This is a genomic window from Psychrobacter sp. ANT_H3 (assembly GCF_027919975.1).
GTDB classification, from domain to species: domain Bacteria; phylum Pseudomonadota; class Gammaproteobacteria; order Pseudomonadales; family Moraxellaceae; genus Psychrobacter; species Psychrobacter maritimus.
Window position 1 is genome coordinate 75,546 of the sequence record NZ_JAQISM010000005.1, and the last position, 12,953, is coordinate 88,498.

Consider the following 12,953-nt stretch of genomic DNA (forward strand, 5'->3'; position numbering starts at 1 on the left):
ATCCACAAAACTATCCACAGTCTTATCCACAAAAAACAAGGTGTTATCCACAGGCCGTTTGTGTTAGATTAGCCCCCTAGCTGATGTATGGTTTTAAGTAATCTCACCATAGAGTCTCTTAGGTAAGAAACGATTCACTCTATAGGTAAAGATTCAGTGATTTTAACAATAAAAAAGTTGTTCTTTTGACCAATTATTTTGGACTATGGGGTTAGTACTTTTCATGATTGATACAGCAACTATTTGGGATAAATGCCTAAATGACTTACGTTATCACGTTAAAGACAACGTCTTTACGATGTGGTTAAGACCATTATCGGCGCATCAAGAAGCCAATAGCTTGATTATTCTTGCTCCTAATGATTACTTTGTGACCTACATTAAAAAGAATCATCTGCAAGATATCCAACAGCTGGTCGCTAAACATAGCCAAGGTAGTATCGAAGAGGTGATTGTTCGTGTTGATAATGCGGGTCGTGACATGGATGACAGCCATCAATCACAGTCAGGCTCATTGTTTGAAGACGATAAGCCCTCCCCTCCCCCGGCAGATCACAGTTTTCAAACCACGCATAATAATATTGCTAGAGCAGATATTGATGCCAATATGCGTCATGCAGAACTGATCGAGTCTGCCGATGCCAAATCATTAAGCTATCTAAATCCTGACTTCACCTTTGAAACCTTTGTCACTGGTAAGTCCAATAACCTGGCTTACAAGGCCTGTTATGAACTTGGAAAACGCCAATCAAAAAATCGGCACAATCCTTTATTCATATACGGACCTTCTGGTTTGGGAAAAACGCATTTAATGCATTCTGTAGCGCATCGCTATTTAAAAAATAATCTAAGTTTTTATTATTTCACTTCTGAAAAATTTATTAATCAATTAGTTTATTCATTAAGAAATAATAAAATAGAAGATTTTAAAAAGAAAATAAAAAAAGTAGATTTATTAATTGTAGATGATATTCACGTATTAGCAGGAAAGACAAAAAGTAGTAATGAGTTTTTGACATTATTTGCAGATTTTACCAGTGGTGATAAACAGCTGATTTTGGCATCAGATCGCCATCCATCACAGATGACGGAGTTTGATGAACGTTTTAGGTCGCGTTTTTCGTGGGGTTTGACGGTTGCGGTTGATCCTCCTGAGATTGATACACGTGTACAAATCTTACAGAGAAAAGCGGCATCGTACGGAATGAGTCTCCCTAAAGAATGTGCCTTATTTATTGCTCAAAATGTGGTTTCTAACGTCAGGCGTTTAGAAGGTGCGCTCAATCAGGTATTTGCCAATGCCAATCTTACGGGCGCGCCCATTACGCTTGAGATGGTGCAATACGCGCTAAAAGATATCGTTGCGATGCGCGTGCAAGCCGTAAATATGGACAATATTCGTAAAGTGGTTGCTGAATATTACGATATTACAATCAAAGATATGATGGGACGCAAACGTACGCGCAGTATCGCAAGACCGCGTCAAATAGCGATGGCATTGTCACGCGAGCTAACGAGTGAGAGCTTTCCTGAGATTGGACAGTCATTTGGTGGACGCGACCATACGACCGTGATGCATGCTTGTGATAAAGTAAATGAGCTACGCGCTGCCGATCCGGCGTTTGATAAGGATTACAAAACCTTGGCTTTGATGCTGCAAGCGGGTTAGAGGCTTGTGCTATCGCAATGTTGTCATAAGCAGATATGGTTTATAATACTTTGAGTATCAGTAGACACAAGCTGTATGGATTATCGTTAGTAGACAGGGTATTATTAAGCCATTATTTTAAAATTATATAATTTAAAACCATAAAAAATCCTTTTAATAAGAGCAACTAATAAACAAGAGTAACTAAGCATGCAATTATCGATTAATCGAGAGTCGTTACTAAAAGCTATTAACTTGATCGCCAAGGCTGCTGATAAGCGCCATAATATGGTTATCTTGGGTAATATTAAGCTACAGTTGTCTGAATCAGCGCTGATTTTGACCGCATCTGATTTAGAAGTAGAGCTGACATCGACGTTGAAATTGCCTGCCGGTGCTTGTATTGAATCCGGTACAACGACGTTACCTGCGACTAAGCTTAAAGATATTTGCAAATCACTGCCGTCGCAAGCGCAAGTCAATCTTACCACGCAAGAAAACGAGCGTTGCTTGTTGACCAGTGGCAAAAGTCGTTTCACGTTAGGGACATTACCTAGCGAAGACTATCCAAGTCTTGGTAATCCTGAAAATATCACACCTTTAATCATTAGCCGTAGCCGTTTGACGGATTTGATTCATAAAACTCAGTTTGCAATGGCGATTCAAGATGTTCGTTACTATCTAACGGGTATGTTGTTTGATGTTTCACAGCAGCAGCTGACTACGGTTGCCACCGACGGCCATAGATTGGCGTTAGCGCGTAGCGTTATTGACGTTAGTGCTGATTTAAATATGCAGGCGATTTTACCGCGTAAAGCTGTGATTGAGCTTGAGCGCTTGGCTTCTGAGCTTGGTAAGATGCTGGGTGATAAAGACAACGCAGTCACACTAAGCTTCGGTCGTGAGTTCTTGCAAGTAAGCTTGCCGTTTGGTGATGTCGATAGTACAGGGCAGGTGAGTGATAACTTAATGGTGACCTTTACCGCGCGTCTTATCGATGGCAAATTCCCGGATTATCGCCGCGTTATGCCAAGTAATACCGATAAATTGGCGTTGTTTAACCAAGAAAAAATGACCGATGTGCTGCGCCGTGTAGCGATTTTGAGTAATGAAAAGTCTCGCGGCGTAGTATTTAACTTTGCTAGCGATGGTATGGTAGAAGTACGCGCCAATAACGCTGAACAAGATGAAGCAGTCGAGATGATACAAGCGAAGTATCAAGGCGAGCCGATGGAGCTGTCTTTTAATGCCGCTTATCTGCAAGATGTCTTAGGTGTGATTCAAGGTGATTTGCAAATGCATATGAGCCAATCAAATGCCTCGGTACTGGTTAATCAGCTCAACGATGAGTTCCACCAGTATGTCATTATGCCAATGCGTATATAGTTTGATATTATTATAAGTGTTAATCAATAAACTTTTGCCTACTAATTAATAGGTGGTAATATAGGCGGCTGTCACTGTTATGATTGAACGTCTACAAATCTCACACCTGCGTAATCTAACCCAAGTGAGTCTGCAGTCTGCTGCTTGCAACGTCATTATTGGCGCAAATGGTAGTGGCAAAACCTCCTTACTTGAAGCGATATTTTTGCTATCAAGAGGTAAAAGTTTTCGTCATCATCAGCCTAAACGCTATATCCAACACCATCAAAATGCAGTAACAGTGCATGCTAGGCTCAATGATAGCAGTACCTTAGCTATCCAAAAGCAAGCCGATGCGACAACGGTTCTACGTCTGAATCAAACCACGGTTTATAACCAAAGCATTTTAACTGAACAGCTACCCACGCTACTGATAGATCCATCGACGATGGATATGTTAGAGCAGGGTAGTGCCAGTCGCCGGCAGCTCTTAGATTGGCTAGTGTTTCACATGAAACAAGGGTTTCATCCCCAATGGGTGGCTTACCAACGCCTGCTAAAACAGCGCAATAGTTTACTAAAAAAGAGTCGCCATTTAACCCAAGTACAGCTTGCTGAGCTAAAATCATGGGATAAAGGACTCAGTAACCATGCTGCGCTTATTCATCATTATCGTGAGCGTATCTTTACAGAATGGCAGCCTTACTTTGCTGAGAGTATCGCGCAATTATTGCCTGCCTACGCTGAGCAATTAAGTCTGAGCTATAATGCCGGCTATGACACCAGTGTGGCGCTTGAGGTGCAGCTTAACGAGCGCTTAGAACAAGATTTACAACTGGGTTATACGCGTATCGGTAACCACCGCGCTGATATTCATGTGCATTGGCGCTCTATCGATATATCAGAAACGACCAGTGACGATAAAAAGGACGCTAATTCGAGTCCCACCGCAAACACAGACCTCAATACCAAACTACCAATTTTAAAAGAACAAGCGGCTAATGTATTGTCTCGCGGTGAGAAAAAGCTGTTAATCACCGCCTTACGTTTATCACAATTGCCGTTATTGCTTAATGACGAAAAGCCCCCTCTTGCTATAGAAAAGGACGGTAATAGTGATACCGTACCCAACGTGCCCAACAGCCATATTAAATCAAGAGCCACGCCAGTGGTGCTGCTAGACGATATCACGGCAGAGCTAGATGATAGGGCGATAGATATTTTATTGTCGACGTTAGCGCAGCTGCCATGTCAGGTGTTTATGACCAGCTTAACCGAAGATATTCTACCGTTGGTGCATGAGTATTGGTCAGAACCTAAGATGTTTCATGTGAAACAAGGAAGTTTGACAATTTTATAAACAACAATTGATAAAAAGTCGTTTTCAATGACCAATATCAGCTGAATTTGCGCTTAACTCTTAGCGCATGTTACTTATATTTCCCCTCAATTATCATTATATTGCTTATATTTTTAGCAAAGTAATGACCATCCCAAAATACTTGCTCAATATCGATAAAACTGTCAGTAAACAGTGACTTAGCGACGAAAAAATGCTAAAATAGAGCTTTATTTTTGTCCTATTCTCAGCAAGTTATCTTACAAATTTTTATCAGTATTTTTTAAAGGTTGCTAAACACTTATAAGAATATAAGTGTTTGATAATTATACGCTTAATTTTACTCCGCTTTAATGATGGGTAAAAAAAGTAGAAGCGAATATGAAAAACAGTGATTGAAAAACAGGCTATGTTTAGAGCTGCTTTTTTAACCCTGTTTTATAAGCCTTTAAACGACATCTGATAACGTTTTAGCGAATACTATAACTAAATATTTTAACCCTAAACGTTAACTCTAAGATAACGTCATTCAGTATCGCCGTCGTGGTGAGCTGATGACAAATAGCTGATGATGGCTAGATTAAGGAATGCACATGAGTGATTCATTACCTACCGACCACGAGCAAATGATGCCAGACAACGCTCTAGATACTATTGCCCCCGCTGCCGCCCCTGAAGGATTACCCTCTGATTATAGCTCCAAAGATATTCGTGTATTGCGCGGGTTAGAAGCGGTGCGCGTACGTCCTGGTATGTATATCGGTGATACCGACGATGGTACCGGCTTGCACCACATGGTCTTTGAGGTGGTGGATAACTCGATTGATGAGGCGTTGGCCGGTCATTGTGACCAAATTGACATCATTATTCATGAAGATGAATCTGTTAGTGTCATGGATAACGGCCGCGGTGTCCCTGTGGATATCCATCCAGAAGAAGGGGTGTCGGCAGCACAGGTTATTATGACCGTACTGCACGCGGGTGGTAAATTCGATGACAACAGCTATAAAGTATCGGGTGGTCTACACGGCGTCGGTGTTTCTGTTGTTAACGCCTTATCTAAAACGCTTGAGATGAATATCTGGCGTGAAGGTTATCATTATCATCAAACTTATACCGATGGTGTACCAGACGGCGATATCCAGCAGATGGAAGCGACGGATAAAACCGGTACGCAAATTCGTTTTTACCCAAGTAAGGATGTCTTTACCGGTACTATCTTTGAGTACGATATTTTAGCCAAACGCTTACGTGAGCTGTCTTTCTTAAACTCAGGTGTGCGCATCGTCTTAACGGATGAGCGTATCGATAAGCGTCATGAGTTCGAACATAAAGGCGGTTTGTCAGAATTTGTCAGCTACATCAATGCTGGTAAAGATGGCATTAATGATGTCTTTCATTTTGTCAGTGAGCAAGATGATGGCATCAGTGTCGAAGTGGCGCTACAGTGGACGGATACTTATAACGAAAAAGTATTGTGCTTTACCAATAACATCCCGCAGCGCGATGGCGGCACGCATTTATCTGGTTTCCGCTCAGCATTGACGCGTGGCCTAAATAGCTATATGGACCGTGAAAACTTATTTAAAAAAGAAAAAGTCGTTGCCACTGGTGATGATGCGCGTGAAGGGTTGACGGCGATTGTTTCTGTGAAAGTGCCTGACCCTAAGTTTTCAAGTCAGACCAAAGACAAGCTGGTTTCAAGTGAAGTAAAATCTGCTGTTGAATCAGCGATGCACGATAAGTTTAACGATTATTTATTAGAAAATCCAAGTACTGGTAAAGCTATTGCCAGTAAAATTATCGATGCCGCCCGTGCCCGTGATGCGGCGCGTAAAGCTCGTGAAATGACCCGTCGTAAGACCACGTTAGATATCGCAGGTCTACCGGGTAAATTGGCAGATTGCCAAGAAAAAGATCCCGCATTGTCAGAGCTTTATATTGTGGAAGGTGACTCTGCAGGTGGTTCAGCAAAGCAAGGTCGTAGCCGTAAGACCCAAGCAATTTTGCCACTAAAAGGTAAGATTCTTAACGTTGAGCGCGCTCGTTTTGACAAAATGCTGTCTTCTGCGGAAGTTGGTAACTTGATTACGGCGCTTGGTTGCGGCATTGGTCCGGATGAATATAATCCTGATAAAGTACGCTATCATAAAATTATTATCATGACCGATGCGGACGTTGATGGCTCGCACATTCGTACGTTGCTGTTAACCTTCTTCTTCCGTCAAACGCCTGAGCTGATTGAGCGTGGTTATATTTATATTGCTCAGCCACCACTTTACAAGGTGAAAAAAGGTCGTCAAGAGCTGTATCTAAAAGACGATGAAGCCTTAAAAGCGTATTTATTATCATCAACGATTGATAATACCAGGCTGCATATCAGTGCCGATGCGCCTGCCATTACTGGTCATGCGCTAGAGACGTTGTTAAACGACTATAACCAAACCCAGCTTATCAAAGCGCGTTTGCAGATTCGTTATCCTGCGGTGTTATTGGATGCGCTGACCCATACGCCAAAGCTTAGCACTGATATGACCTATGATAAGTCGGCGATGGAAGTGTGGAAGGCGTCTTTACAGACGCAGCTTGAGCACTTCGGCAGTGATTTAAATCCTGAGATTGAACTGGTCAATATCCATGCGCCGCAACCAAAAAACATGGATGCCGCTGCTGCTGATTTATTGGGTATGAAACCTGTCATTGAGCCTGAAGCGGGCGCTACGTTAGATAGTGACGGTGAAGCACAGCCTGCTAAAGCCCAATGGTTGCCACGTATCACCGTTTATGTGCATCAATTGGCGCATCATTATTTGCTAGATGCCAGCTTTATCAATTCAGGCGAGTATACCAAGCTGCTGCGCTTATCAGCTGAGTGGAATACGTTACTTGCAGAAGATGCCTTTATCCGCCGTGAAGCCACCGCAGGTACCACTAAAGACATCCCAGTACGTGACTTTGATTATCTCTGGCAACAGATGATGCTTGATGCGCGTCGTGGTCTGGCGATTCAGCGCTATAAAGGGCTGGGTGAGATGAACGCTGATCAGCTGTGGGATACCACGATGGATCCTGAAAACCGTCGTATGTTACGCGTTACGATTGAAGATGCGATTGCTGCTGACCATATGTTTACCTGTCTGATGGGCGATCATGTCGAGCCACGCCGTATCTTTATTGAAGAGAATGCGTTGACAGTATCTAATTTAGATATCTAAATAGGCTATAAAAAGTTGCTTAATGACTATTAATTGATTAATAAAAACCACCGCCTTGGCAATCAAGGCGGTGGTTTTTTAATGTTAGAGTTGTTTCACGTGAAACTTATGACAATAAGCAGAAATAAGCGAAGAATAAAATGATTGAAGTTGTATTACTTGCCATTGCTCTTGCAATGGATGCGTTTGCTGTTGCGATTGGGCTAGGGGCGAAATCACAAAAACAGCATCGTCATTATGTGCTGCGTTTGGCGATTTATGCGGGTTTGTATTTTGGTATTGCGCAGGGCGTGATGCCACTGATTGGTTATTTATTGGGCGCAGCTTTATTAGGCTGGTTGGCTGCGGCTGCACCTTGGATTGGTGGATTTATTCTTATCGGTCTTGGTAGCAAAATGCTTTATGAAGTGTTTTTAGGAGATGGAGAAGAGGCGGTAGATAAAGCGCTGCATATAAATAGTGAGGCGGTGTCTGTAAATGACAGCCTAAAGAAAAATATCAATCATCGCACCATGTTTACCCTTGCGATTGCCACCAGTATTGATGCCATGGCAGCTGGCTTTACGCTGAATTTGTTGGCGCTTAATGCGTGGTTAGCCTGTTTAATTATCGCTATTATCACTGCTATTTTTAGCGTCTTAGGTGTGTATTTGGGTAAGAAATCAGGTACCTACCTTGAAGATAAGGCGGAAGCGCTAGGTGGATTAGTACTTATACTTATTGGCTTAAAGGTGATGTTCTTTAGCTAGTTTATTAATCTTTACCTTTTACTCTATAAAAAAACACCGCTTTGGTAATCAAAACGGTGTTTTTTTGTTTCACGTGAAACTTTAAATAAATGTTTTTTAGACAGTCATTTTTTATTAATTACGCGTCGTCAGTATTAAAGCGCCACGCTAGAACACGGGTATTCTTTTGTCCTTGGCTCATCTCGATGATGCGCATTTGGGCAACATCAAGCTGTTTTAATAAGAGTTGTAACGGTTTCACGTTTTCTGACTTTGACACTAAGCTGGTAAACCAGCCAACGTGCTCGGCAAAATCTTGGCTTTCTTTCATCATTTTGGTCAAAAAGGCAATCTCGCCGCCCTCACTCCACAGCTCTTTATGCTGACCGCCAAAGTTTAGATTTTGCGCAGCATTTCCAGCCTTGGTTGAATGGCGGCTGATTTGCTCGTTTGCATTCTTACCGCGATGTCGTTGCAAATTATGCTGCTTGCGAGTATTGGCTTGCATCGCTTCTTCTAATGACGCATGAAACGGAGGGTTGCAAATAACCACATCAAAGTAATCTTGACGACCGATAATGTTTTTAAAGATAAACTTAGGCTCAGGTTGCAGCTTTACTTTAACGGCGCTTTTTAGCTTGGGGTTAGACTCGCAAATAAGCGCGGCGGTATTGACCGAAATAGGGTCTATATCACTCGCGGTAAAGCGCCAGCCATAGCTTTGGCTACCGATAATTGGATAAATGGCACTGGCACCGGTACCAATATCAAGGGCGTGAATTTCTTTACCAGTCGGCGGTGTATTGTCGTCATTAACGTGCGTGGTTTGCGCAAGTAAATCAGCAATATAATGGATGTAATCTGCGCGACCCGGTATCGGCGGGCAGAGATAGCCTTCTGGAATATCCCAAAATTTAACACCATAATAATGAGCGAGTAACGCCTGATTCAGGACGCGTACCGCTTCACTATCAGAGAAGTTAATGGTTGGCTCGCCATTCGGGTTGGTGATGGTGTGCTTAGCCAATTCGGGCAGGGCACGGGTCAATAGCGCAAAGTCATAGCGACCTTGATGCGGATTGCGCGGATGTAGCTTGCCGAGTTTTTTGGCGGTCTCAGGTGAGCGATTGCGATGATTATTAGCATTTGCTCTACGGGCGTTTGATGTATTGGTGATGGGCTTACTGGTCATAGTTTCGGACTGCAATGTTTGAATATAATCATCCAGTTTAGCAGATTTCGCGTCCCTCTATCTGTTTATCCATTGCGACCGAATTACCTATAGCGAATAAAAAATAGCAATCTGCCTGTGCGCTTATATCTGTCCTTGCGTTATAGCATAGGGGTGTCTATATTGAAACTAAGCCAAATGAACATAAAGCGGCTATTTTATAAGCGCAGCAGATGACAATAATACCTTTAAAAGGATAAAAATATGACAACGGAAAGTAATAATCACAGCAGCGATAACCGCATCACCTATGAAAGCGACGGCTATATCTGCCTGATTGGGCTCAATCGTATCGATAAACGCAACGCCTTTGATAGTCATATGATTAAGCAGTTGTCTGCAGCACTGACGTGTTATGAAAGCGACGATAACTTACGCTGTGCGCTCATATTTGCCCATGGCGAGCACTTTACCGCAGGGCTTGATTTGATGGAGCTACAAGATAAATGGGATAAAGGTGCGTTTGATTTTAACGATGACGAGATTGACCCATGGGGAATCGGTGGTAAATTACGCAGCAAACCTGTCGTCGTCGCGGTACAAGGAACGTGCTTTACCGCGGGGATTGAATTAATGCTGAATAGTGATGTGGTCATCGCAAGTGATAACTGCAACTTTGCACAAATGGAGGTACAGCGCGGTATCATGCCGTTTGGCGGTGCAACGGTACGTTTCATCGCAGCAGCAGGTTGGCAAAAAGCTATGCCATATTTGCTGACTGGTAAAGCTTTTGACGCGCAAACTGCTGATAGGTTAAATCTGGTCAGTGAAGTAGTGGCGAATGGCGAAGAATACGAACGAGCAATGACTATTGCAAAAGATATTTGTAAAGCTGCACCGCTTGGCGTACAAGGGTTACTGTCCTCAGCACAAGATGTCAGTCGTAGTGGAACTGCCGCTGCATTGGCTAATATTCATAGCTATTTGCCGCATTTATTTCATTCAGAAGATGCGAAAGAGGGTGCGATGGCGATGGTAGAGAGACGGGAAGCTGAGTTTCAGGGTAAGTGAAATATAAGGTCTAATTTATGTGGAAGCAAAAAATAATTGCAATATGGACTAAGTGTTTTTTAAAAATTTCAAAAAGTTGGCAACCAGACTTTGAAGAGCTTTCATCTTATATCTCTCCAGATATTCTATATTTCTTCACTGTAGATAAAAACTCCTCATATTGTATATCATGGAATACGACGTATTCAGAACTGTTAGCACTTAATTTAGGACATCTAGAAATAGATATAAATGGTGTACAGTTTTATCATTTTGATATACCTATTATAGTGGGTCATATCAAATTTAATCATGCAAAGATTTTATGGAACTCTACGTCATTAGCGTCACCAATCCAGCATTATATAGTCGATATTAGAGAGGGTATAAGACATACAGACACTTATTCAAGGCTATTAGGAATACTCTCTAAATATGAGACGTACGCGCAAAAAATTACCGATAATACGATTATGGATGAAGGCTCTTTCAATTTGTCCGTAAAAGATATTTTTTATGCTCTTAATTATTCGATACCTGACAAATGTACTCGCCTAGATATTTATAATAAGAGAGATTATGCTTATCCTATTTTAATAGATAGTAATTATCAGCATCAAGGCACTGTTAGTAAAATTCATTATATGAGCTATGGGCTTAAAATAGAGCAATATCATCACTATTATGATTACTGCATAAAACCTGTACCAAGCTTTGTTACGGCTTTACTCAAGTATGATGAAGATAATATCATTTGGATTGATAGTATAAATGAGGTAATAGGCTTTAAGGGTGATAATTTTTGTTTGATATTACCTAATAAAATTGAAAGTATTCAGATTGATAACTTACATCCAGCAAAAGGTTGGGGTGGTTGTTGGATGCAGATTAAAATAGAGGGATTTAAAAGTAGTATTCGTATTTATCAAGTAATAGATGTTAATCAATTAAATAAATATGCGGACATTTTTTCTGAATTTTTTGCAGTTGATGTTGTTATCAATGATAGAGGCTATGATTGTTAGAGTAATAACGCCTATTTAATCTCATACGCTAAAGAATCTATAGGTTAAACAGTAATAGCGGATACCAAGATTGGCTATTTACTTAGATATAATCAAATGTCTAGACTACATTTATAGTATTTCACAGAATCAATCCCATAGCGCATCTATGCAAACGTCATAAAATAATTGGAGATGACTACATTTACTCTAAAATAATTTTTTTCCTAATTTAGGAGACTGATAGTGCAATACAACTTCGATGAGATAATAGATAGACGTGATACGGGGTCAGTCAAATGGCATTATAGCGATGATACCATCCCGCTGTGGGTGGCGGACATGGACTTTAAGTCCGCCCAGCCTATCTTAAACGCGATTGAGCAAGTTGCGCAGCATGGCATATTGGGCTATACCAAACCGACTGAGGTATTGTACGAGGCGATTATTGGCTGGCATGGCAGTCGTTATAATTTACAGCTAGATAGAGAAAACATCTTGTTCTCGCCTGGTGTTGTGCCGAGTTTGGCACTGATGATGAATGTCTTTACCGAGGTAGGGGATGCGGTACTGGTTAATGACCCCATTTATACACCTTTTATGACTAAGGTTGAGCAAAATGGTCGCGTGCTTGTGATGTCAGCGTTAAAAGAATTCGACGGTAAATATCAGTTAGATTTAGCTGATATCGAAGCTAAGATAATCGAGCATAAGGTTAAGTTATATTTATTATGCAATCCGCACAATCCGGGCGGGCGCGTGTGGACGAGGCAGGAGCTTGAAGCGTTACTGGCACTTTGCAAAAAGCATGACGTGGCGATTGTTAGTGATGAGATTCATCAAGATTTAACCTTAAGTGGTTATACTTTTACACCTCTTTTAACCCTAGCAAAAGGTTACGAGCATAAAGTCGTCAGCCTGACCTCAATGACCAAAACCTTTAACGTAGCAGGTATTAAAGGCTCGATGATATTTGCTAAAGACGATGCATTAATCAAAAAAATCAGTCAGCAACAGCAGTTAAATGACGAGTATGAGCTGAATTTATTTGCTTATGAGGTCATTCGTAGCGCTTATGAAGAGGGCGATGAATGGCTTGAGCAGGCACTAACTTATATCGAAGCCAATATAGAGTTAACCATTACCTTTTTAGAGGAGCATTTGCCCGATATTAAGATTATGCGCCCAGAAGCCTCGTATTTAATTTGGCTGGATTGTTCGGCTTATGCACAAGATAATCAGAAGCTCTATGATAAGTTAAGAGAGGCGAAGGTTGAGCTCAATGCGGGGGTTAAATATGGCGCGGAGGGACATCTTAAAATGCGCCTAAATGTGGCGTGTCCTGAGGCACTGCTGCGCGAGGGATTAAATCGAGTTTCTGCGGCGTTTAGTGGTTAATAAGGCTTTATAAAGCGAGACGAGATTTAATGTTC

Annotated in this window: 9 protein-coding genes; 8 read left to right on the plus strand and 1 reads right to left on the minus strand. The window is 41.6% G+C overall.

Translation table 11 applies throughout. From position 1 onward, the window contains the following. The first annotated feature begins 223 nt into the window (after positions 1-223). The 5 genes from dnaA to PG901_RS04670 all read left to right on the plus strand — a co-directional run bounded on the left by dnaA (position 224) and on the right by PG901_RS04670 (position 8,316). Positions 224-1,669 (plus strand): chromosomal replication initiator protein DnaA, encoded by a 1,446-nt coding sequence (gene dnaA, locus PG901_RS04650; protein WP_201563823.1) that lies wholly within the window; start codon positions 224-226, stop codon positions 1,667-1,669. Between the two features lie 189 nt (positions 1,670-1,858). Beyond that, on the plus strand, positions 1,859-3,034 hold the full coding sequence (gene dnaN, locus PG901_RS04655) for a DNA polymerase III subunit beta (protein WP_271133677.1): 1,176 nt from the start codon (positions 1,859-1,861) through the stop codon (positions 3,032-3,034). Positions 3,035-3,113: 79 nt separating this feature from the next. After that, complete coding sequence (gene recF / locus PG901_RS04660; protein ID WP_271133678.1) at positions 3,114-4,373, plus strand: DNA replication/repair protein RecF; 1,260 nt, start codon at positions 3,114-3,116, stop codon at positions 4,371-4,373. A gap of 608 nt (positions 4,374-4,981) precedes the next feature. Then, positions 4,982-7,567: a DNA topoisomerase (ATP-hydrolyzing) subunit B gene (gene gyrB, locus PG901_RS04665; RefSeq protein ID WP_442966851.1), complete on the plus strand. Its 2,586-nt coding sequence runs from the start codon at positions 4,982-4,984 to the stop codon at positions 7,565-7,567. A 140-nt stretch (positions 7,568-7,707) separates the two neighbouring features. Then, the gene (locus PG901_RS04670; RefSeq protein WP_271133680.1) at positions 7,708-8,316 is read left to right on the plus strand and encodes a manganese efflux pump MntP; all 609 of its coding nucleotides are present in this window, start codon (positions 7,708-7,710) and stop codon (positions 8,314-8,316) included. 118 nt (positions 8,317-8,434) lie between these two features. Here the strand turns inward: PG901_RS04670 and rlmF are convergent, their stop codons facing one another. Beyond that, positions 8,435-9,487, minus strand: a complete 1,053-nt coding sequence (gene rlmF / locus PG901_RS04675) for a 23S rRNA (adenine(1618)-N(6))-methyltransferase RlmF (RefSeq protein ID WP_271133681.1) — start codon at positions 9,485-9,487, stop codon at positions 8,435-8,437. A 243-nt stretch (positions 9,488-9,730) separates the two neighbouring features. On the opposite strand from rlmF, the gene PG901_RS04680 reads away from it, so the two are divergent. The 3 genes from PG901_RS04680 (at position 9,731) to PG901_RS04690 (ending at position 12,918) form a co-directional block, all read left to right on the plus strand. After that, a complete protein-coding gene (locus tag PG901_RS04680) occupies positions 9,731-10,537 on the plus strand; it encodes a crotonase/enoyl-CoA hydratase family protein (protein ID WP_271133682.1) in 807 nt (268 codons plus the stop codon). A 17-nt stretch (positions 10,538-10,554) separates the two neighbouring features. Further along, a complete protein-coding gene (locus PG901_RS04685) occupies positions 10,555-11,541 on the plus strand; it encodes a hypothetical protein (protein WP_271133683.1) in 987 nt (328 codons plus the stop codon). A gap of 219 nt (positions 11,542-11,760) precedes the next feature. After that, on the plus strand, positions 11,761-12,918 hold the full coding sequence (locus PG901_RS04690) for a MalY/PatB family protein (protein ID WP_271133726.1): 1,158 nt from the start codon (positions 11,761-11,763) through the stop codon (positions 12,916-12,918). The last annotated feature ends 35 nt before the right edge of the window (positions 12,919-12,953 follow it).